The organism is Bradyrhizobium sp. USDA 241 (genome assembly GCF_049739505.1).
Taxonomy (GTDB): Bacteria; Pseudomonadota; Alphaproteobacteria; order Rhizobiales; family Xanthobacteraceae; genus Bradyrhizobium; species Bradyrhizobium liaoningense.
In genome coordinates this window covers 25,743-47,655 of sequence record NZ_JBMGPZ010000001.1, presented here as the reverse complement: position 1 = coordinate 47,655, position 21,913 = coordinate 25,743, and the positions used below count along the sequence as shown (strand labels likewise).

11 protein-coding genes and 12 pseudogenes are annotated in these 21,913 nt (G+C 60.6%); 10 read left to right on the top strand and 13 right to left on the bottom strand.

Annotated features, from left to right (window positions below):
- Positions 1 to 70: 70 nt before the first annotated feature.
- On the bottom strand, positions 71 to 4,396 hold the full coding sequence (locus ABIF91_RS00280) for a Ulp1 family isopeptidase (RefSeq protein ID WP_424578655.1): 4,326 nt from the start codon (positions 4,394 to 4,396) through the stop codon (positions 71 to 73).
- Positions 4,397 to 5,072: 676 nt separating this feature from the next.
- Here ABIF91_RS00280 and ABIF91_RS00275 point away from each other — a divergent pair.
- A pseudogene (locus ABIF91_RS00275) lies at positions 5,073 to 5,292 on the top strand (transposase); the annotation flags it as partial.
- Positions 5,293 to 5,294: 2 nt separating this feature from the next.
- On the opposite strand, the pseudogene ABIF91_RS00270 reads toward ABIF91_RS00275, so the two are convergent.
- Positions 5,295 to 5,510: pseudogene (locus ABIF91_RS00270) on the bottom strand (IS110 family transposase); the annotation flags it as partial.
- Between the two features lie 151 nt (positions 5,511 to 5,661).
- Positions 5,662 to 7,524 carry an NEL-type E3 ubiquitin ligase domain-containing protein gene (locus tag ABIF91_RS00265; protein ID WP_284279265.1) on the bottom strand — a complete coding sequence of 621 codons (1,863 nt, stop codon included), beginning with the start codon at positions 7,522 to 7,524 and terminating at the stop codon, positions 5,662 to 5,664.
- A 244-nt stretch (positions 7,525 to 7,768) separates the two neighbouring features.
- Here ABIF91_RS00265 and ABIF91_RS00260 point away from each other — a divergent pair.
- The 3 genes and pseudogenes from ABIF91_RS00260 to ABIF91_RS00250 form a co-directional block, all read left to right on the top strand.
- Positions 7,769 to 8,071: pseudogene (locus ABIF91_RS00260) on the top strand (IS6 family transposase); the annotation flags it as partial.
- A 90-nt stretch (positions 8,072 to 8,161) separates the two neighbouring features.
- Complete coding sequence (locus ABIF91_RS00255) at positions 8,162 to 9,430, top strand: IS256 family transposase (protein ID WP_014497957.1); 1,269 nt, start codon at positions 8,162 to 8,164, stop codon at positions 9,428 to 9,430.
- Positions 9,431 to 9,463: 33 nt separating this feature from the next.
- Positions 9,464 to 9,929: pseudogene (locus ABIF91_RS00250) on the top strand (IS6 family transposase); the annotation flags it as partial.
- On the opposite strand, the gene ABIF91_RS00245 reads toward ABIF91_RS00250, so the two are convergent.
- Together ABIF91_RS00245 and ABIF91_RS00240 are read right to left on the bottom strand one after the other, a co-directional pair.
- Positions 9,874 to 10,716: a hypothetical protein gene (locus tag ABIF91_RS00245; protein WP_284283110.1), complete on the bottom strand. Its 843-nt coding sequence runs from the start codon at positions 10,714 to 10,716 to the stop codon at positions 9,874 to 9,876. The pseudogene ABIF91_RS00250 and the gene ABIF91_RS00245 sit on opposite strands and share 56 nt — an antisense overlap.
- Before the next feature lie 605 nt (positions 10,717 to 11,321).
- Positions 11,322 to 11,753 (bottom strand): annotated as a pseudogene (locus ABIF91_RS00240) (transposase); the annotation flags it as partial.
- Between ABIF91_RS00240 and ABIF91_RS00235 the strand changes: the two are divergent.
- On the top strand, positions 11,746 to 12,240 hold the full coding sequence (locus ABIF91_RS00235; RefSeq protein WP_028154654.1) for a PilZ domain-containing protein: 495 nt from the start codon (positions 11,746 to 11,748) through the stop codon (positions 12,238 to 12,240). The pseudogene ABIF91_RS00240 and the gene ABIF91_RS00235 overlap by 8 nt on opposite strands.
- A 281-nt stretch (positions 12,241 to 12,521) precedes the next feature.
- Here the strand turns inward: ABIF91_RS00235 and ABIF91_RS00230 are convergent, their stop codons facing one another.
- Positions 12,522 to 12,731 (bottom strand): ClpX C4-type zinc finger protein, encoded by a 210-nt coding sequence (locus tag ABIF91_RS00230; protein ID WP_424578654.1) that lies wholly within the window; start codon positions 12,729 to 12,731, stop codon positions 12,522 to 12,524.
- A 453-nt stretch (positions 12,732 to 13,184) separates the two neighbouring features.
- Positions 13,185 to 14,013 (bottom strand): annotated as a pseudogene (locus ABIF91_RS00225) (IS256 family transposase); the annotation flags it as partial.
- 96 nt (positions 14,014 to 14,109) lie between these two features.
- On the opposite strand from ABIF91_RS00225, the pseudogene ABIF91_RS00220 reads away from it, so the two are divergent.
- Positions 14,110 to 14,559, top strand: a pseudogene (locus tag ABIF91_RS00220) (transposase); the annotation flags it as partial.
- 88 nt (positions 14,560 to 14,647) lie between these two features.
- Positions 14,648 to 15,654 (top strand): annotated as a pseudogene (locus ABIF91_RS00215) (IS3 family transposase); the annotation flags it as partial.
- 17 nt (positions 15,655 to 15,671) lie between these two features.
- On the opposite strand, the gene ABIF91_RS00210 reads toward ABIF91_RS00215, so the two are convergent.
- Positions 15,672 to 16,940, bottom strand: a complete 1,269-nt coding sequence (locus ABIF91_RS00210) for an IS256 family transposase (protein WP_014497957.1) — start codon at positions 16,938 to 16,940, stop codon at positions 15,672 to 15,674.
- A 94-nt stretch (positions 16,941 to 17,034) separates the two neighbouring features.
- Here ABIF91_RS00210 and ABIF91_RS00205 point away from each other — a divergent pair.
- Positions 17,035 to 17,181: pseudogene (locus ABIF91_RS00205) on the top strand (integrase core domain-containing protein); the annotation flags it as partial.
- A gap of 146 nt (positions 17,182 to 17,327) precedes the next feature.
- Positions 17,328 to 18,149: pseudogene (locus ABIF91_RS00200) on the top strand (IS256 family transposase); the annotation flags it as partial.
- Positions 18,150 to 18,180: 31 nt separating this feature from the next.
- Here ABIF91_RS00200 and ABIF91_RS00195 read toward each other — a convergent pair.
- The 3 genes and pseudogenes from ABIF91_RS00195 to ABIF91_RS00185 form a co-directional block, all read right to left on the bottom strand.
- Positions 18,181 to 18,645: pseudogene (locus tag ABIF91_RS00195) on the bottom strand (transposase); the annotation flags it as partial.
- A 262-nt stretch (positions 18,646 to 18,907) separates the two neighbouring features.
- Positions 18,908 to 19,228: a condensation domain-containing protein gene (locus tag ABIF91_RS00190; protein ID WP_284280424.1), complete on the bottom strand. Its 321-nt coding sequence runs from the start codon at positions 19,226 to 19,228 to the stop codon at positions 18,908 to 18,910.
- Positions 19,229 to 19,582: 354 nt separating this feature from the next.
- A pseudogene (locus ABIF91_RS00185) lies at positions 19,583 to 19,777 on the bottom strand (transposase); the annotation flags it as partial.
- Positions 19,778 to 19,941: 164 nt separating this feature from the next.
- Here ABIF91_RS00185 and ABIF91_RS00180 point away from each other — a divergent pair.
- Positions 19,942 to 20,208: a hypothetical protein gene (locus ABIF91_RS00180; protein ID WP_424578691.1), complete on the top strand. Its 267-nt coding sequence runs from the start codon at positions 19,942 to 19,944 to the stop codon at positions 20,206 to 20,208.
- 363 nt (positions 20,209 to 20,571) lie between these two features.
- Here ABIF91_RS00180 and ABIF91_RS00175 read toward each other — a convergent pair whose 3' ends face one another.
- Both ABIF91_RS00175 and ABIF91_RS00170 read right to left on the bottom strand, forming a co-directional pair.
- Positions 20,572 to 21,057, bottom strand: a complete 486-nt coding sequence (locus ABIF91_RS00175) for a hypothetical protein (RefSeq protein WP_424578653.1) — start codon at positions 21,055 to 21,057, stop codon at positions 20,572 to 20,574.
- 324 nt (positions 21,058 to 21,381) lie between these two features.
- A complete protein-coding gene (locus ABIF91_RS00170) occupies positions 21,382 to 21,615 on the bottom strand; it encodes a DUF2188 domain-containing protein (RefSeq protein WP_284280420.1) in 234 nt (77 codons plus the stop codon).
- Positions 21,616 to 21,913 lie beyond the last annotated feature (298 nt).

Below are 21,913 nucleotides of genomic sequence, written 5' to 3'. Positions count from 1 at the left end.
TGCTGGTGAACTTCTTCCAGCCGTCATTCAAGCTCAAAGCGAAGCGCCGCGAGGTCCGCCCACGGCGACATCAACCCCTGAGTCGCGCTTGCAGCGCCTGCCGATTGGCAACGACGTTGCTGAGGTTCAGCTGGTCTGGCTCCCGTCCTTGCGCCAATTGCCTAACCAGCTCCCGCGTGCCGTCCACGACAAAGACGCCGCAATCATAAGTGTTCTGCTGCTGGGCCATGCCGGCGGGCTGCAGGGCGAGGTTCAGCCTTTCTGCGAGTTGTCTTGCATGCGTCTCGTTGTATCTCCCGTAGGAATCGTAGTGATAGGCGACAGGCCATTGCCGGTTGCTGCGATCAACGAACAGCAGCGACCAATGCCTGCCGCGGTCCGTAGCACTGGCATCGTTCACTGGCAGCAACAGGAAGTCGGCTGTATCGTTATCACGCCGATCATGGACGATGCGATGGAATACGCGTAGCACGTCGCTCTCCGCGCCCAGGCGCAGCCGCAGCGCTTCGAGGGGATCTACGAACCGCGTCCGGGCGGCGAGATCCGAATCGCTCCTCTGCAAATCCAGCTCCTGAAGCTGGTAATCCCTGAGGATATGCTCGTCGCCCAGCCATTCCGTGTCCTCGAGCACCAGCCCGCGGTTGTGGGACAAGGCTATCGGATTCAACGCCCCGATCTGAGCATCGGAGGAGGTGATCGGAAACCGCCGCACGATATCGTCGCGCAATGGGGACGGTGCGGGCGCGGTCAGATCAACCAATGGAAGACCGTCGTAGGTGTCTGAACGAGCCCTGGCAGAAGGCGCTGGCGCAAAGTGAGCACTGTCATCCAACTCGGCCGCATCCGGATCAAGCAGTGCCCCAAACCCACGATAGAGATCCTGAGCCCCGGCAGTTGATGGTGATGCCGGTTCTTGCATCTGCCGCGCAAGCTCCTCGCTCAACCACGCCAAAGCGTCATCGTCCGAGTGGGCGGACACCGGAGAAAGCCCCTGCGGCGAGCCGAGCTGTCGAGCGCCCTGGTGATGCCCCGGTACCGGCCCGGCAGACGGCGGCGGAAAGCCAGGCGCCCGGCTCCAAGCATTGTCGCGCAACTCAAATGATGCGGGCGAATTCGGATTAAACGATACCTCAAGACCGCCGTAGGTGTCTGAGCGAGCCCTGGCAGAAGGCGCTGGCGCAAAGTGAGCACTGTCATCCAACTCGGCCGCATCCGGATCAAGCAGTGCCTCAAACCCACGATAGAGATCCTGAGCCCTGGCAGTTGATGGTGATGCCGGTTCTTGCATCTGCCGCGCAAGCTCCTCGCTCAACCACGCCAAAGCGTCATCGTCCGAGTGGGCGGACACCGGAGAAAGCCCCTGCGGCGAGCCGAGCTGTTGAGCGCCCTGGTGATGCCCCGGTACCGGCCCGGCAAACGGCGGCGGAAAGCCAGGCGCCGGGCTCCAAGCATTGTCACGCAACTCAAATGATGCGGGCGAATTCGGATTAAACGACACCTCAATACCGCCGTAGGTGTTTGAGCGAGCCCTGGCAGAGTGCGTTGGCGCTGCTTCCACGGTCGGCCAGGCAGGTTCCTGCCCAGCTTGGACTATGTCCTGCGCCTGCTCAGGAGGAACCTCGGGCCACGATGGGCCGTCTTCCACCATTAAGCGCAGATCCTGATCGTAACCTTCCGGGAGGACCAATGGCCGACTGACAGCTCGCTGCCGCGCGCTGTGCTGCGCAGCGGCGTCCCCGACGTACGTCGCGACCGAATGCGGCGCCGTGACATCTTCGTAGCCGCTTCGCAGCAGCATCGGCTGCGTCTCCCATGACGACGTACCCTGTTGATGGGTAGGCGCCGGTGTCGGCTGGCCGCCTGAATTGGCGATCTCGCTCAGCTGCCGCTCGCCGGCAACGCCTTGCGGATTGTTTAGGGTCCTCTGCCTCTTCGCTGGCCTCAACTCAGCTGTGTCATGCTCATCGTTGATGAGGACCTCCTCGCTTGGCAGGCGGTTGCTCCTGGCAAGCGCAGCCATCGGCTCGTCCGGGGACTGCTGGCGGTCGGGCTCTCCGGGATCCGGTGCCTGGTCATGGCGCGCGGCTGGCTCGAGAGATGACGACGAGCGGGGTTCGTCCATCAGCCCCAAAAGCAAATCCTGATCGCGGCCTTCCGCGGGAAGCTCCTCTGGCCGACGGCCAGTTTCCTGCGACGCGCTGTGCTGCGCAGCGGCGGCGTCGACGCGCCTCGGCTCCATCAGTACCGTGTCTTCGGGATTGATAAAGGCCACGTTCTGGGGGTGAGGATTCAGCTTAGCGCGTCGTGAGATCGGCACTTCGCCCGTCGACCGCAAGGTCCGGAGATAGTCGATTGCCTGAACGAGTCTCTTTGGATTACCCTCTCCGATGAACTCGAGCACCTCACCGCCATCGGTCAGCGACTTATTGTCGAGCCGATCACGAATGCTCGGTTTTTCTTTTGCGAAAAGCCAACGGCTAAAGCTACGAAGAGAACCTCCGTGCTGCTCGGCAGCGGATTTGCTGAACCCGCCCTTGATGAGGGCCCTCTCAAGCCCCGAAATAAGGGGAGCATCCACGGAATAAAGAGGCTGCTTCCTCTTCCCTATCACAATCCAAGTTGACTGAGCCGACTGCGGCGCCGAGGACGACGGGCCGGGTTCATCCATCAGCCCCAAAAGCAAATCCTGATCATGGCCTTCCGCAGGAAGCAATTCCTCTGGCCAACTGCCACCCTTCTGCGACGCAATGTGCTGCGCAGCGGCGTCGCCGACCCGCCTCGACTCCCTCAGGGCCGCCTCTTCGGGATCAATATGGCGCTCGTGCTCCATCGCCTCAGCGCCGGCCTGCGATTTTCGGAGACGAGCCAGTGCGGCACCAATCCTGGAATCAGCACCGGCGACCTTCCTATAGCTCTCGACATCTCCATCAAACGACGTGCCGAGCCCAGCAGCAATGCCCGGCCTGTTGTTGTCACGCAGGTAGTCGCTGAAATTGCGAAGAGCAGTTGCATCCCTCTTGCCGGCATCTGTCGCTACTTCGTTTTTGTACTCTTTGATGAGTGCCGCGTCCTGGGGATAAGGATGCAACTCAGTGCGGCCTGCGATCGGCACGATTCCGCCCGTCGACCGCGAGGTCCTGAGATGGTCTATTGCCCTATGGAGTGTCGCGGGACGCTTTTCGAACAACTTGCGCGCATCAGCGGTCAGTGACTCTTCGTCGTCGAGCCGAGCAAAAATGCTCTTTTTGTTATTTGCGTAGAGCCTCTGGCCAAAGCTGAGAAGAGTACGTACATGGTCCTTGGCGGTGCCTTCGGCGGCCCCGCCCTTGATGAGGGCCTTCTCAAGCCCCGAAATAAGGGCAGCATCCTCGGGATAAAGAGGCCGTCTCCTCCTCCCTCTCAAAATCCCAGTTGACTGAGTCGGCTGCGGCGCCGAGGACGACGCGCCGGGTTCGTCCATCGGCCCCAAAAGCAAATTCTGATCATGGCCTTCCGCAGGAAGCAATTCCTCTGGCCAACTGCCAGCTTTCTGCGACGAACTGTGCTGCGCAGCGGCGTCGCCGACCTGCCTCGACTCCTTCAGGGCCGCGTCTTCGGGATCAATATTGCGCTCGAGATCCATCGCCTTAGCGCCGGCCGACGATTTTCGGAGACGATCCAGCGCGACACCGATTTTCGAACGAAAAGCGGAGACTTTCTTATAGCTCTTAACATCTTCATTTAACAACTCGCCGCGAAGCCGACCAACAATACCCTTCTTGTTGTTGTCACGCAGGTAGTCGCTGAAATTGCGAAGAGCGGTTGCATCCCTCTTGCCCATCTCTGACGCTACTTCGTTTTGGTACTCTTTGATGAGTTCCGCGTCCTGCTGATAAGGATTTACCTCAACGTGGCGTGTGATCGGCACGACTTCGCCGGTCGACTGCGAATTTCGGAGATGACCTATTGCTGTAAGAAGTTTCCAGGGCTCACCCTCTCCGCTGAACTCGCGCGCATCTTGAGACAGCGATTTTTTGTCGTCGAGCCGAGCAGAGATGCCCTTTTTGTTATTTGCGGAGAGCCAATGGCCAAAGCCGCGAAGAACACGTAAATAGTTATTGGTGGTGCCTTTGGCGGCCCCGCCCTTCGTAAGGGCCTTCTCAAGCCCCGAGATAAGGCGAGCATCCTCGGAGTAAAGGATCTGATTGCACTGCCTCCCTATCAAAACCTCCGTTGATTGAGCCGGCTGCAGCGCAGCGGCGGCCGGCATTGCTCCACCACCCACACCTGAACTGCTGATCTCTCTCAATTGCCGCTCAAAGGTCGCCGCGGCTGCAGACGGAGCCGCGGGTGAGCTCTCTTGCGGACCCGTGCTGCCCGATTGTTCATGCACCGACTTGGTCGAGGGAAAATCCATCCGTCCTCCTCAAATATGAACCTGGGCTATCGATCTGACATGCCGGGCAATCAGCAACAAACCGCCCTTTACAGCGCCGGCAGGCACGCACCGTGAGCATCGGCAGCGGATGTTCTTCCAAGGGGATCAGCCCTGTATGTTTGTTAAACTTAAATGGGGAAGCTGTCGAGAACCTGATGACGACAATTGCCGCGCCAAGACAGCATGGCGCATGTGCCTGCGCGCTTCGCCGTCAACAGCCGATAGACCGAAGATTCAGAGACAAAATACTGCTCCTCATCGGTGAGGCGTACGGCCAGCTTTCGCGGCGAGGACTATCTCCAGCCAACATCTTTGTGAATCGACGCTGAACATTGACCCATCAAGCACTTGGGACGCCGATCGGCGTCCGGACCCCATATGGACCCCGCCCGATTGCAACGACCGACTTGATCAGGATCGACGGCCACAACTACTGACGTATATCCGGCTTCTTGATGCGGCTGGACAACGTCTCCGCCGCGAGCCTCGATGGTTTTCGCATGCTTCTGTGAATCGGCGCGGGGGTCCGACGCCGATCGGCGCCGGGGTCACTTTTCCGGCACTTGAAAAATCAAGACGTTAGCCCACGAGATAGACTGATTGAGGGGTCAAATTTCGATCCGCATTCACACACGCACTCGCATTCAAGGCCAAGGTGGCGTTAGCGGCGATCAAGGATCAAGGGCGAGATGACGCTGGCCGAGCTGGCTGAGCATTTCGACGTGCATCCGAACCAGATCACGCAGTGGAAGTCCCAGCTTCAGGAAGCGGCGGCCGAGGTCTTTGGTCCTCGCGGTGGCAACAGAACGAGCGAGCCCGCGGTGGACGTGAAAACGCTGCACGCCAAGATCGGGGAGCTGACGCTTGAGAACGATTCCTAAGAAACGGCAGCAGCATCTACTTTCGGCTCCAAGGGCTGGAGAACAAAGCCGAATGCCTTGGCACGCCGCTGCAAATTGTTGACCACTCGCGTCCGGTAGCGCGTCTCGTAGGACGAGGCCCCGGGATCGACATAGTCCATTCCGTATCGCACAGCATTGTAGAACAGAACTGCGATCTTCCGGGCCGTGGCGGTCACGGCCTTGGTCTTGCCAAAGCACTACTGCCGCTTCACAGCATAATGGCTGATCAGCCGTCGCAGTTTTCAGTTTCCGCCGCTGCGGTTGAACCAATACCTCGCTCAGGCAGTTGCTTGATCCTTCGATCTGGATGAAGGACCGCGTGGTCAAGCAGCAGACGCCGCTTCACAGACTGAGGCCGCGTTTGTTGAGCACCGTGTCCCTCAGAGCACCCTTGATCTCGCGAGCGATGTCCTTGCTGACCTGGGGTCCGAACTCCCGCTCGGCATCCGCAACGACATCGGCCTCAGCGCCGATCAGTCCCGCTTCAACGAGCTTTTGCTTCAGTCGGCCCGGGAACTCCTCCTCCAAGGCATCGGCGAGCTTTTCCTCCATCGTGGCATGGTGTTCCGGTTCAATGCGGAGCACCACATCGTCCCAAGGTTTCCAGTCCGTCGCCAAATAGTCGGCGAACCCCGTCGCCTCCTTGCTCCGCACAGACGTCTCAGCCCTGTCAATGTCTTCCTCGGTGAGGTGAGAGTCGTAGAAGTAGTTCATGTCCGGGGCGATGTGCTGCAGCCCCAGCCGCTCGCGCAGCGTGGCCTGATAGGCAAGGTAGACCTCGATTTCGTCGACGTTGTTGATGGCGCCGCCTGTGCGGAGCGATTGGACCTTCTCGCGCGCGATCCCCCCCAGTGCCTCCAAGCGGAACATGACACGGCCTAGATCAACGAGGGCCGCTACCCCCTCGTTATTGTCATAGAGCCCGTTCTCGACGTTGGCGATCAGGCGCGCGGTTTGCATGCCGTTCCAGGTCAAAGTTCTGCGATCCGCGCAGCTCTCGTTGGCGTCAAGAGCAAGCTGGAAGTACTGCGCGCGCAATTGCGGGTTGGCCGCTGCCTGCCGCAGATCATTGGCCACCCCCTGCTGGAATCCTTCGTTCCCAGAGTTCACGGTATTCCGCAGCCCGTTGAGGAAGTCTGCGTATTGCTGGGCACCGGGTTCTTCTGCAAAGCTCTGCCACTTGGCCACCACCTCGGGATCGCCCTCCTTCGGATCCCCGTTGAGCCAGTCCGCTACTGCCTCGGGAAGAGACTCCGCAGCTACTGTCTCGAGAGGAAACGGCGCAACGGCGGCGTCCTCCCACTGATCTTCGTGCGTCTCAGACAAATCAAAGACGACCCTCGGGCCGGCATACCCATCGGTACTTTGGATTGTGTCCAGGTTCATCAGCATCTCCTGGGGCAGCGGATTGCCAGACACAACCACCTCCGCAGCAGCCCCCAACTGCGTTAGCAAGCCCGTGGGTAGGCTGGTTAGCTGGTTATCGTTAAGGTAAAGTCTTCCGAGACTGGTCGGGAGAGTCTCGGGCAGGCTCGTCAATTGGTTTACACCAACGTCAAGGCTTCCGAGACTGGCCGGGAGAGTCTCGGGCAGGCTCGTCAATTGGTTTACACTAACGTCAAGGCTTTCGAGCCTGGCCGGGAGGGCCTCGGGCAGGCTCGTCAATTGGTTGTTGCCGACGTTGAGGCCCTCGAGCGCGGCCGGGAGGGTCTCAGGCAGGCTGGTGAGCCGATTGCTCCACACGTCCAGCAAGGCGAGCTCGGCCGGAAGCGCGGGCAAGCTGACCAACTGATTCCCATTAACATTGAGCGAATTGAGCGCGTCAGGGAGAGTCTCGGGCAGACTGGTCAGCCGGTTGAAGGACGCGTCGAGCGAGTGGAGCCCGGCTGGAAGTGGAGGCAGGCTGGTGAGACGCAGCATTGCAAGATTCAGCTCGCCCTGATTCCAAGCATTCACTCGCCTTACAGCCTCTTGTCGATCCTCGAGCGGGTTCTGCCCCTCTTCGGCAGCCCACTCCTCCAGCATCTGGTCGTGCCCCCCCTCCGCAGGAGCAGAATCCCCGAGATTTGCCGGATCGTCAGCGGCGAGCACCGCGTGGGTCAAGACTCCAACCCACTGCGCCTCCTCACCTTCCCGGTCCTCGCGGCCGGAAGATTCGGTGCTGCCATTACCGCGCTGAGCCTGCCCTGCATCAAAGGGATCCATTTCCTGCTCCTTGTCGGACTGAGCAAATTATGGCGACCTCTCGGCCCACATCGAACGTTGCAGCATCTAAGACATTCAGCTTACGTCGAGCTGACGAGCGTTGAACCATGTTGAGGAAGCGATCTGCGCAATTTGTGAAGGAGTTCGGCTTCGATTCGGTGCAGCCTTTCGGCTTGAGCCAGATGAGGTCCGAGGGTACCGTCAAGTTAACGAATTGGAGCGGCGGAGGGGGTAGACGAGCGGCATGCGGACTGCCAAGGACCCTCTTTACCGCCGCCATCGCTTCCCGCCGGAAGTGATCAGCTATGCCGTTTGGTTGTATTTCTGGTTTCCCTTAAGCTTGCGCATGGTCGAGGAAATGCTGGCGGCGCGTGGCATTGGCGTGACCTATGAAACCGTGCGCCAGTGGGGACGGAAATTCGGCAAGCCGTTCTCCGATCGGATCCGCCAGCGCGCTCCCGCCCGCGGTGACAAATGGCATCTGGACGAGGTCGTTATCTCGATCGCGGGCGAACAACATTGGCTCTGGCGCGCTGTCGACCGAGCTATGCGGGAAACTGGGTGATGACGGAATGAGATAGGCGGCGTATCGAGGCGGGTGTCGAGCCTGCCAGAACCTCAAGGAGAGCGATACGCCATGAACGAGCATAGCAACATTGTCCCACTGCGTCAGCCCGATGAGATCGACGATCCACTGACGAATATTTTGCGATCTGGAGCTCGGCAGCTGCTTGCGCAGGCTGTCGAGATGGAAGCCGAGGCGTTTCTCGCCGCGATGAAGGGCTTGAAGCTTCCCGATGGCCGCGACCGCCTCGTGCGACACGGCCATGGTCCAGTGCGGACGATCCAGACGGGGATCGGCGCCGTCGAAGTCGCCCGGGTAAAGATTCGCGATCGCGCGGTGACCAGCGATGGCGAGCGGATCCGCTTCACCTCGGCGATCCTGCCGTTGTGGGCACGGCGCACGAAGAGCTTGGATGCACTTTTGCCGGTTCTGTACCTGCGAGGCATCTCGACGGGCGACTTCCAGGAGGCGCTGGCGGCGCTCTTGGGCAAGGATGCGCCGAATCTTTCTCCGGCGGTGGTTTCCAGACTGACGACGGAGTGGCAGCTCGAGTACGAGCGTTGGCAGAAGCGCGATCTGTCGGCGCGCCGGTACGTATACGTGTGGGCGGACGGCGTCTTCCTGCAGGCTCGCATGGAAGACCACAGCGAATGCATGCTGGTGCTGATCGGCGCGACGCCGGAAGGCAAGAAGGAACTCATCGGCTTCCAGGTCGGCGTGCGCGAGAGCACGCAGAGCTGGCACGAACTGCTCGTCGAGGCGAAAACCCGAGGGCTGAAGATCGCCCCGGAAATCGCCGTCGGTGACGGCGCGCTCGGCTTCTGGAAGGCGCTCGACGAGGTCTTTCCCGCCACGCGACATCAGCGGTGCTGGGTGCACAAAACCGCGAATATCTTGAACAAAGTCGCAGTGTCGGTACAGGCCAGCATGAAGAAGGATCTGCGCGAGGTCTATTTGGCGTCCAACCGAGCTTCGGCCGAAGTGGCGATCGATGTCTTTGCCGAGAAATACGGAGCGAAGTACGACAAGGCGGTCGAGTGCCTGACGAAAGATCGCGACGCAATGCTTGCGTTCTACGAATTCCCCGCCGAGCATTGGGACCACTTGCGGACGACGAATCCCATCGAAAGCGTGTTCGCGACGGTCCGGCACAGAACGGTGCGCACGAAAGGTTCGTTATCGTCAACGACTGCCAAGTTGATGGTGTTCAAGCTGCTCTGCGCCGCATCAAAGACCTGGCGGCGGCTGAAAGGCACAAATCAGTTGCCGAAGGTCAGCGCAGGTGTCAGATTCGAAAACGGCATCGAGGTCATCCAAGTGCCGGAAAACCACGCCGCCTGATCGCCTCGTCACCCAAAATCCCGCATAGCTCCTGTCGACCAGAATGGCTTCGTTCTCGACGTCTTGATCCAGCGCCGAAGAGACTCGCGCGCTGCGCAGCTTCTCATGAAGAAGCTCTTGAAATGCGCCGGCACGCCGCCGCGCGTTATGATCACGGATAAGCTGCGTTCGTACGGCGCTGCGAGGGCGAAGATGGGCTTTCACGTCGAACATCGCCAGCACAAAGCTCTCAACAATCGGGCCGAGAATTCTCATCAGCCGACGCGGCGACGCGAGCGGATCATGAAGCGATCGTCCCATCAGGCTCAACGGTTTCTGTCCGTTCACGATCAGGTCGCGAACCTTTTCCACATCCCCTATCCCGGTAGCCGCCACCGCCGACTTCCGTCGTGCTTCGCGCGAGCGAGCCTTTGCGACTTGGCGCGAGATCTCCATGACAAGCGCTATCGCCGATTCTCGACCTCTGAGAATCGCCTCCTTCGGCTCGGCGGTCGATTAAGTTGACGATGCCCTGCGTCGAGCCGGCGGCGGGCGCCGATCTCGGTCTGCTGGGCGATTGCCTGCTCACGCGTCAGGCGGGCCATCTCGACCGTCGAGACGCTGCCCGATTTGATCAGGGACGAGGCCCGCTCCACAGCGGCCGCCGCCTCTTCCCGTCGCGCGGCCGCGGCCTCGATCGCCGACTGGATTTCGGCGATGCTCGCCTCGAGCTGAAGGATGCGGCCATCGCGGAACTGGCCCGCCTGGCGGGCGAGGTCCTGTTGCGCGGTCTCGGCGGCTGCCAGCTTAGCGGCAAGGCTCGGGCGCTCGTTCTCCTGCCGCGACATCTGCCGCCGAAGATCGTCGAGCCGCACGCGATCGCCACGCGCGTTGACGACATGAAGGATCGCGTCGCCCTCATGGACCACGCTGAGTTGCGTCGAGCCTTGCGGCGGCTTCGCGCTCACGGTGCCGTCGATCGGCGAGCGCAACGTCACGATCCTGGCATTGACCACGGCCTCGACGCTCGAGGTCTGCAGCACGGCCTTCAGCGGCAACCATCCGAAGACGGCCACGATCGCAAGACCAATGCCGACCTTGAGCAGGCGGCGAACCCACCGGCCCGAGCCTGCAGGTGCTTCGGGATGGGGAGCACTATCGCTGACGGGCTCGCTCACCGGCTCGTCGTGCGCCGGCTGCAACCGATCCTGCAAATCGCGCTGCAATCCGCATGCGCCCGCGTCCTTATCCTTGGTGACGTAAACTTTGTCTTCAGGAGAGGGCTTCTGCTGCTGTGCCTGATTCATTGATCGGCCCCTGAATTGTCAGTGCGGGCGGGGTTCAGAAACCGTAATCCTGAACGGCCAATGTGCTTTTGGGGTGCCCCTTCGACATGGGAGCACCGTCCCACCGAACGGGGCCGTTATACGCTGGCCCATTGATGGCCACTGATGCTATCTCGCTTGGGTTTCTGAGGCCCAACCCTATGGTTGCACACAACCTTGACGTTCGCAACAGTCATTTTCTACTCGAAATGCGACGAACCGCGCGCGCTCGTAAAGCGGTTGCAAGGCTCGACGCTGACGGAAGACACGGTGAATCGGCGTGGGATCCGGACGCCGATCGGCGTCCCAAGTGCTTGATTGACTTCGCGCGTGCGGGGGTCAATTCAGCGTCGATTCACAAACAGGCAGAGCGTTTGTCGTCTCCCTCACACCTGTGAGCGTGCCGCGCACGATACCACTTGCAGCGGCCGTTCTCGATTATCAGAAGCACCGAGTGAAGAAGCTCAAGAAGCCGGGCCGGAGGTAGCATAGAAATGGCGCACGCGATTATCCGTGGAAAGAATGGTCGCCGGGGGATGTCCCGATCGGTGTTGAACTACGTCGGGCCGAGGTTGCCGGAATGCATGTTACGCGGCCCTCGAGACGTGGGCAACGGGCTTGATCGTCATGCGATCGTGGTGAGCGTGAAGGGCCGCACGCAGAACCGACAATTGCTTATGCGCCTTCAATCGTCGGAAGCCCTTGTTGGCCTCGATCATGCCGGCCGCGACCCATCGCAACGCCATACCGGCATCCCGCCAGCGTTTGACGTTGCGCGTGACGCGGCGAATGGTGCCCATCATGTTCTCGGCGATGTTGGTGCAGGCGAGCGATCGACGAAGCTCCTTCGGCAGCGTCAACCGGACGACAGTCAGGATTTCGTCGAGGCCTTCGAGGATGCTGGCCGCTACGCCGGGCCATTGCTGGTCGAGTCGACCCGCGAGATTGCGGATCAATTTTTCAGCCTTGTCGGCGTCATCGAGCTCCCAGGCCTGGCGCAGCACCCGACGGGTGGCCGCTCACGCTGGTGGCGATCGCCTACGCCTTCATCCTGCACCTGGCGGCGAAAACATCGCCTATGGCGGGCTGGCACTGGCCTGGAGCCTGTACAATTGCGTCGTGCTCGCGATCGTGCGCTTCATCTGCATCGAGCAGCCGCGGCGCCGCAAGGCCGAGCGTTTCGAACGCGACGAGCCGATCCTGGTTCACGAAGGCGCCGAGCCGCGGCTGGTGCGGATGGCCGACATCTCGATTTCGGGCGCGCGCTTCATCGATCCCGCCCCGCCGGCAATCGGCGCCTCGATCAAGTGCAATGTCTATGGCCAGAACGTGAGCGCGACCGTTGTCCGCCGCACCCGCGACGGCTTCGGCGTCCGTTTCGAGGACGCGGTTGCGACGCGGATCAATGTCGTCCGCGCATTCTATGCCGGCGAATATGTCCGCGCCTTCCGCAGCGTGCGCGCGGCGCCGGTCGGCAAGGCGTTGCTGATGCGGCTGTTCGGCTAGAGCGGTATGAATGAGGTGGGCCTGGAGCAGTCCCATCCGTCGTCATTCGCAATTGCGCAGCTTAGTGCCGGTCGTGCTGACAGTACTCGCCTTGCTCGTGTGACCGCCCGAAACCACGGTGGGCGCGATGACGGTCCAAGAGTTGGTGACCATACTGCAAGCGCTTCCCGACCAAAACGCCCCTTCGAAAGCACCTTCGCTACCGTGCGCCACCGCACCATCCGATCCAAGGGTTGCCTGTCGAACAGGACTGCGCTTGCGATGGTCTTCAAACTGATCGATTATTCCCGCTGAAAGCCGCCGCTGCTCCCTAGCTCCCCGACGAACCGTCGATGCTTCTCCAACCATTCAGGTGAACGAGCTGCGATAACTTGAACGCACACTTGAACGCATTCATCACAAATAGCAGCTGCTCCGTCAGGAGCGGTGATGATCGCAAGAACATGCTGCGCCTCCTTTCCACAGAAAGAACAGATTACGTCCGAGGTCATAGTCGCTTCTCATTCCTGTGATGGGGACACAGAATAGTACTACCTGCAGGACCGAGTCGCGAGCTATCGCCGAATTTTGGTGACAGCCGGGGCCGGTCAGGCGGCGGCGGTTGTGGGCTGACGGTCGGTCGGCTTGGCGATGACCTCGATCCCGTCTTGAATGTCATGAGGGAGTCTCAATATAGACTATATCTACTCCCGATCTGTCAAGACACTCCGCCTTACACACGGCTTCTCTTGCTCAACCTTGAACCGGAAAATACTTCCGGCTAAACCCCGTTCGATGACATCTAATCGTGTAGGCACAGATCTCACTCCGTTGAGAGCGACAGTATATGTTGAGAGCGACAGTATATCCCTATTCCTGTAACAGTACGGCCGACCATTTTTGGTAGGTCCATCGGGCGCGTTTGCGTCAGAGCTATCGCCAAATTTTGGTGACGGCCGGGCCGGTCAGGCGGCGGCGGTTTTGGGCTCACGGTCAGCCGTGCTTGGCGATGACCTCAATCCCGTCGTTGAATGTCACACCGAGCACGAGTTTTGGCAACTGGTTGTGACCATCGAGTCGACGCCAACTTTTCTGCGCGGCCTCGGCCAGTTTGAAGACCATCGCGAGCGCCGTCCTGTTGGACAGGCAACCCTTCGATCGGATCGTGCGGTGGCGCACGGTGGCGAAGGTGCTTTCAATGGGATTGGTCGTCCGCAGGTGTTTCCAGTGCTCGGCGGGGAAGTCGTAGAAAGCCAGCAGCGTGTCCCGATCCTTGCCGAGGCAGTCGGCCGCCTTTTCGTATTTGGGTGTGTAGCTCTCGATGAAGGCGTCGAATGCCAGCTCGGCGGTGGCCTTGGACTCCGCCATCCAAATCTCCTGCAGCGCGCGTTTGGCTTTCGGCTGCTGGCTCTTTGGCAGCTTGGCGAGCACGTTGGTGGTCTTGTGCACCCAGCAGCGCTGCTCGCGCGTTGTCGGCCAGACCTCACCGGCGGCCTTCCAGAACCCGAGCGCGCCGTCGGCAATGACGAGCCGCGGCGACACGTCGAGCCCACGCCGCTTCAGATCGAGCAGCAGATCGCGCCAATCGTGCGCGCTCTCGCGGGCGCCATCGGTGAAGCCGACCAGTTCCTTGCGGCCTTCCGGCGTCGCGCCGATCAGCACCAGGATGCACTGCTTCTCGTCCTCGAGGCGAGCTTCGAGATGGATGCCATCGGCCCAGATGTAGACATAGCGCCTGGCCGAAAGATCGCGCTTTTGCCACGCGGCGTACTCGTCGAGCCAGCCGTCCTTCAGGGAGCTATGCGGGAAACTGGGTGATGACGGAATGAGATAGGCGGCGTATCGAGGCGGGTGTCGAGCCTGCCAGAACCTCAAGGAGAGCGATACGCCATGAACGAGCATAGCAACATTGTCCCACTGCGTCAGCCCGATGAGATCGACGATCCACTGACGAATATTTTGCGATCTGGAGCTCGGCAGCTGCTTGCGCAGGCTGTCGAGATGGAAGCCGAGGCGTTTCTCGCCGCGATGAAGGGCTTGAAGCTTCCCGATGGCCGCGACCGCCTCGTGCGACACGGCCATGGTCCAGTGCGGACGATCCAGACGGGGATCGGCGCCGTCGAAGTCGCCCGGGTAAAGATTCGCGATCGCGCGGTGACCAGCGATGGCGAGCGGATCCGCTTCACCTCGGCGATCCTGCCGTTGTGGGCACGGCGCACGAAGAGCTTGGATGCACTTTTGCCGGTTCTGTACCTGCGAGGCATCTCGACGGGCGACTTCCAGGAGGCGCTGGCGGCGCTCTTGGGCAAGGATGCGCCGAATCTTTCTCCGGCGGTGGTTAGAGCTGGCCCCGCAAATTCGGACAGTAGCTTGAGTGGATTTTCTGCCTGACAGCGGCGAGGATTCTTGCTGCGAATCAGGAGCGAAGATGACGAAGAAGAGCCGCCGGACGCATTCTCCGGCATTCAAGGCGAAGGTTGCTTTGGCTGCGGTCAAAGGCGACAAGACACTGGCGGAGCTGGCGCAACTGTTTGATGTTCATCCGAACCAGATCACGATCTGGAAAAACCAGCTCCTGGAAGGCGCCGCCGGCGTGTTTGGGCATGACAAGACATCGGCCGAGACGCCGGTCGATTTGAAGGCGTTACATGCCAAGATCGGCGAGCTGGCGTTGGAAAACGATTTTTTGTCCGGCGCGCTCACCAAGGCGGGCCTGCTGAGCGCAAAGCGATGATCGACCGCGATCATGATCTTTCTATCGTGCGCCAGGCGAAGGTCCTGAAGCTGGCTCGCAGCACGGTCTACTATGAACCTCGGCCAGTTTCGGCCGAGGACCTTGCCTTGATGCGTCGGCTCGATGAGCTGCATCTCGATTATCCCTTCGCGGGAGCGCGTATGCTGCGATCGTTGCTGCGGCGGGAGGGCGTATACGCCGGTCGCCGCCACATCGCGACGCTGATGAAGCGCATGGGGATCGAGGCGGTCTATCGTCGCCCGAACACGAGCAAGCCGGCTCCGGGTCACAAGATCTACCCGTACCTGTTGCGCGGATTGAAGATCGAGCGGCCCGACCATGCGTGGGCAATGGACATCACCTACATTCCGATGCGGCGTGGCTTCGTCTATCTCGCGGCGGTCGTCGATGTGTTCAGCCGACGGGTCCTGGCCCATCGCGTCTCGATCACAATGGAGGCGGCCTTCTGCGTCGAAGCGGTCCAGGAGGCGTTGGCGAAGCACGGCAGGCCCGAGATTTTCAACACGGATCAGGGCAGCCAGTTCACCAGCCTCGAGTTCACCGATGTGCTGCTGGACGCGAAGATCGCCATCAGCATGGACGGCAAGGGCGCCTGGCGCGACAACGTGTTTGTCGAGCGGCTCTGGCGCACGGTCAAATACGAAGAAGTATATCTCCGCGCCTACGGAGCTATGCGGGATTTTGGGTGACGAGGCGATCAGGCGGCGTGGTTTTCCGGCACTTGGATGACCTCGATGCCGTTTTCGAATCTGACACCTGCGCTGACCTTCGGCAACTGATTTGTGCCTTTCAGCCGCCGCCAGGTCTTTGATGCGGCGCAGAGCAGCTTGAACACCATCAACTTGGCAGTCGTTGACGATAACGAACCTTTCGTGCGCACCGTTCTGTGCCGGACCGTCGCGAACACGCTTTCGATGGGATTCGTCGTCCGCAAGTGGTCCCAATGCTCGGCGGGGAATTCGTAGAACGCAAGCATTGCGTCGCGATCTTTCGTCAGGCACTCGACCGCCTTGTCGTACTTCGCTCCGTATTTCTCGGCAAAGACATCGATCGCCACTTCGGCCGAAGCTCGGTTGGACGCCAAATAGACCTCGCGCAGATCCTTCTTCATGCTGGCCTGTACCGACACTGCGACTTTGTTCAAGATATTCGCGGTTTTGTGCACCCAGCACCGCTGATGTCGCGTGGCGGGAAAGACCTCGTCGAGCGCCTTCCAGAAGCCGAGCGCGCCGTCACCGACGGCGATTTCCGGGGCGATCTTCAGCCCTCGGGTTTTCGCCTCGACGAGCAGTTCGTGCCAGCTCTGCGTGCTCTCGCGCACGCCGACCTGGAAGCCGATGAGTTCCTTCTTGCCTTCCGGCGTCGCGCCGATCAGCACCAGCATGCATTCGCTGTGGTCTTCCATGCGAGCCTGCAGGAAGACGCCGTCCGCCCACACGTATACGTACCGGCGCGCCGACAGATCGCGCTTCTGCCAACGCTCGTACTCGAGCTGCCACTCCGTCGTCAGTCTGGAAACCACCGCCGGAGAAAGATTCGGCGCATCCTTGCCCAAGAGCGCCGCCAGCGCCTCCTGGAAGTCGCCCGTCGAGATGCCTCGCAGGTACAGAACCGGCAAAAGTGCATCCAAGCTCTTCGTGCGCCGTGCCCACAACGGCAGGATCGCCGAGGTGAAGCGGATCCGCTCGCCATCGCTGGTCACCGCGCGATCGCGAATCTTTACCCGGGCGACTTCGACGGCGCCGATCCCCGTCTGGATCGTCCGCACTGGACCATGGCCGTGTCGCACGAGGCGGTCGCGGCCATCGGGAAGCTTCAAGCCCTTCATCGCGGCGAGAAACGCCTCGGCTTCCATCTCGACAGCCTGCGCAAGCAGCTGCCGAGCTCCAGATCGCAAAATATTCGTCAGTGGATCGTCGATCTCATCGGGCTGACGCAGTGGGACAATGTTGCTATGCTCGTTCATGGCGTATCGCTCTCCTTGAGGTTCTGGCAGGCTCGACACCCGCCTCGATACGCCGCCTATCTCATTCCGTCATCACCCAGTTTCCCGCATAGCTCGCGCCTACGACAGCGTGTCCGAGGCGCGAGCGTCAATTGCCAAGTATCTGGCCTTCTACAATCAGGGACGCCCTCACTCGAGCCTTGACGGGCGCACGCCCGACGAGGCTTACTTCGGCACGCAAGCTATGGTGATGGCCGCATGACCGTCGCCGACGGTTTTGTCGTCGCTCTGGTCGGGCTACGCCCTCCCGACGCAACGACAAAACCGTAAAGCCCCGCGTTCAGCATAACCCGGCAGGAATCCACTTAAATCCAGCGGGGCGCTGTCCAAACAACCGGGGCCAGCTCTGTTTCCAGACTGACGACGGAGTGGCAGCTCGAGTACGAGCGTTGGCAGAAGCGCGATCTGTCGGCGCGCCGGTACGTATACGTGTGGGCGGACGGCGTCTTCCTGCAGGCTCGCATGGAAGACCACAGCGAATGCATGCTGGTGCTGATCGGCGCGACGCCGGAAGGCAAGAAGGAACTCATCGGCTTCCAGGTCGGCGTGCGCGAGAGCACGCAGAGCTGGCACGAACTGCTCGTCGAGGCGAAAACCCGAGGGCTGAAGATCGCCCCGGAAATCGCCGTCGGTGACGGCGCGCTCGGCTTCTGGAAGGCGCTCGACGAGGTCTTTCCCGCCACGCGACATCAGCGGTGCTGGGTGCACAAAACCGCGAATATCTTGAACAAAGTCGCAGTGTCGGTACAGGCCAGCATGAAGAAGGATCTGCGCGAGGTCTATTTGGCGTCCAACCGAGCTTCGGCCGAAGTGGCGATCGATGTCTTTGCCGAGAAATACGGAGCGAAGTACGACAAGGCGGTCGAGTGCCTGACGAAAGATCGCGACGCAATGCTTGCGTTCTACGAATTCCCCGCCGAGCATTGGGACCACTTGCGGACGACGAATCCCATCGAAAGCGTGTTCGCGACGGTCCGGCACAGAACGGTGCGCACGAAAGGTTCGTTATCGTCAACGACTGCCAAGTTGATGGTGTTCAAGCTGCTCTGCGCCGCATCAAAGACCTGGCGGCGGCTGAAAGGCACAAATCAGTTGCCGAAGGTCAGCGCAGGTGTCAGATTCGAAAACGGCATCGAGGTCATCCAAGTGCCGGAAAACCACGCCGCCTGATCGCCTCGTCACCCAAAATCCCGCATAGCTCGTCCTTCAGGCGACCAACGGCGGATGCCGACAACCCGGCAGCATCCTTGCCGAGCAGCGCCGCCAGCGCCTCGGAGAAGTCGCCGGTCGAGATCCCCTTCAAATAGAGGATCGGCAGCAGCGTCTCGATCGACTTCGACCGCCGCATGTAGGGCGGCACGACCGATGGCGAGAACCGGATACGGTCGGGATCGGCGGCGGCGGCCTCGCGATCGCGCACACGCGGCTGGCGGACGGAGACTGGACCGATCCCGGTCATCACCTCGCGCTCCGGCAGGTGACCGTGGCGGACCACACGCTGCTGGCCGTCCTCGGTCTTCACATCGGCATGCTTGCCGAGAAAGTCCGCGACCTCGGCCTCGACCGCCTGCGCCAACAGAGCGCGGGCCCCGTTACGCAAGATTTCGGTGAGTTGGTCGTCGAACACTCCTGGCTGAATCAGCTTGGTGACGTTATCGTTGGACACGGCATATCGCTCCTTCGGTGGAGAAGTGGAGGCGTCAAGCACCCCCACGATATGCCGCCTTCCCGATTCCCGCCGTCACCAACTTTCAGCGATAGCTCTTTGCGTCATCACCGGGGTTATTGAGCGTCAGACCGACTTTCTAAAACAGATTGTCAATCCTTTCCGGCGTGCAACACCAAGAACTGGTTATGGCCATCGAGACGGCGCCAGCTTTTCTGCGCGCCCTTGGCTGAGACTTTCTTGTTCGAAGCCGCTCTCCGTTTCAGTCAGCTTCCGGAGCGTGAAAAGCGGGCCCGGATAGTTCTGTTGGCAGCGGATGGGGAGGGTCGTCCTGCCCCGACAGACGCGACAGCACCGCCGCCCAGCCCGCCAGCACCGTCAGGAACAACGTCGTGCCATGCTGCCGGCTCAGCCGCTTCAAGTCCCGCGTCAGATCCGCATCGATGACAACAGGAACACTGGCCCCGGCAAACGACTGCTGGGCCGGCCGCGCACGGTCCGTCGGCAAGACAAGACGGGCCGTGCCTGACAGGGCGTTGCGCCAATACTTCGCCTGCTTCTGCAGCCGTTCCCTGACAGCCACTGCCGTTGCCAGGCGGCATAATCCGGATACTGGATCGCCAACGGCGGCAAAGGATCGTCCTGTCCAGCCTCGAACGCCCGGTAAAGCCGACTGAGTTCATGCACCAGCACGCCCATCGACCGCCGTCCGAGACGATGTGATGCTGGGTCAGCAGGAAGACGTGTTCCTCATCCGACATCCGCACTAGCCCGTCCTATTCGTGAGAGTGCGGCATTTTGGCCCGATTGATGCGGCCGCACATCTTGTCTGACGAGGCGCACAGGATTGCCTTCGGCTTTTCACCGCCTGACGACCCGTACTTTGCAACGCGCTTGAGGTATAGGTTGGGCGAACGGGGGGCGGACGCCCCGCCGGTCAAGGACCGAGCGGCAGCAACGCGCCTGGCAAGCCGCGGATCAGGTCGGCTTCGGGACATGCCGCGGCAAACGCAAGGCGAATGCGGCTCGTGGTCTCGACCACACGGGCAGCGATTTTCAAGAGACGAAGACGCAGCGTCGCGAACTCGGCAGCGGCCAATTCCCGGACTTTGGGAATGGCGTCGCGCACGGTCTTCTTGCGAAACTTCACGTGCCCCGTCATCGACGCGCCATGGAGTTGGAAAACATGTTTTGCCAGATCCACGCCGATCATCATATCCTTCGTCACGGTTGCCGTCCTTTCCGCTCAGTGGTTGTGAATCATCACCTTTTTGGCACATTGCGATGCCGTCAGGGATGGACGGCAACCATCCCATCTTCCATGCTCCGGAGGTCGAGTGCATCGGCAAGGGCAAGGCCGCCGTGCCCTATGAGTTCGGCGTGAAGGCCTCCACGCGCCGCCGCCGTCAGATTACTGCCTCCGATGGCGCTGCGTGGATGTCATTGGAGGTTGTCGTCGCTCATGAGCACCTAATCGCGACCACCGCCCGTATTGCCCAGTTGCAAAATCCCTGCATGGACATCGCTCGGATCTTATTCCCCGCCGGTTGCGCTCGACGATAGCTATAATCAATTCTTCGGTGGCAATCAGAGCCAGCTCCATTTTTTCCTCAACAATGGTCGACGTATCTCGACCGATACTGTCGAGGTGGTTCAGGGCCATCGCTTTGAAACTATGGGCTAGGCGCTCCTCGGCATCGTCGCGAGCATAGTCTATAATAGTATCCAGGTGGGCGACGATTTCAGTCCGTTGCTCGGTCGGTTTTGGTCCGTCAAGCAACGTTATCGCTCGAATAAAGGACTCCTCAATAGGGATCATATCAGGTTCCTTTGACTGTGATTGGAAGCAGTGCTTCCAGCTCGCACCGTTGGTGCAGATTCAGCGGATTGAAAGGCGGGGGACTTCAAGCGGCTTGCCGCTCCTCTTTAAGAAGTACCAGGCAGAGGGTATCTGTAGATTTCTTCGAATTTTCCGTCGACGACATGCCCCACGGCCCATTCCGTGAACAACACCGCGTCAATTAAAGCCACCTTTTCGGCTTTGCCCGTATCGATGTTGAAGTATTCACGGTGATGCCGATCTTGTTGACCTGCGACGAACGCCTTGTTCCCCACGCAGACCAAGGGCACGCCCGCTGCAGAACCTGGCACGGCAGCGCTCGACAGGGCCGGCCTCAGAAGCGCGGTCGGAAAGTGGATAAGTGTTCGGTGTGATATTCCGCCCTGCTGATGCCACGCGATTTGGTCTTGTGGGGCGGGCGTGGCGGGAACGGTAACGATGCCCTGATTGCCGTGGCCGTCCTCTACAAAAATGCCGAATGATCCGCCTTCAATTGAGATATCGAGCTTGATAAATGCACCGGGCGAGATGTTCTGAAATTTGGTAAGCACCGCCGCGAGATCGATGTTCATTGGCAATGCTCCATTCTTTTGGTGCTCACAAATGGTGCTCACAGGGGAGTTTATGCTCAACCTATGCGGGCGCGATAGCTACCCGCAGGCCAATCGACTACTTCGGGGCTAGCCCGGGGCTCGCCAAAGGGCGCGGCTGATCCTCGATGTATGGACGGCCGCGCCATCAAAGCTGAGAAAAACGGCCAGCGCGGACGTGATTCGGCGCTCACGCCCCCGAAAGCACTATCCCTACCACCAGCCGTCGCCCTCGGAGTTAGCAAGGCTGGCCACGTCGGCCCCCGGAGCCAGGATTGGTCGGCGCCGATCTCATGTGGTCCGCGATTAGCCGGCTGGTGGGTATGGGTCGTGGCCATATGTCCACTCCATTCTAAATTGGTGGTTTTCCCTTTGAACGAGAACCTGAGCGTCGTGCCCTGCCTTTCCGTCCGCGTGGGCGGCATCGACCGCGGCGCGGATTGCCTCCTTTTGAGTAGCGTATGGGGCGGAGTGCTTGCCATTTACGACGAGCGTCCATTCGTCATTGTGGAGTGTGACGATATGTTGAATACGAGCCATAAGGTCCTTCTCCCCAGGTTGGAAACGCGTGTCCACGCCGGGAGGGAGTTTGCAACCTGACGCGGTCGCCTCAACTACCGGATTGGGTGGGAGCCGAGCTGGCCTCTTGCAGTACACATTTGTGTAGCAGGCTGAGCGCTCGATGATGGACCTGAAGCGCGCCCGAGATCGGGGGAATAGGCCGATGGATAAGGCGCTAGCAATCGCGTGGGCGTGCATTCTAATCGTCCTGGTGCTGTTCGCCGCGCTGTATCTTCCGTGGTCGTGAGTTCAAGGAAGCAGCCGATTGCCGCGCCGC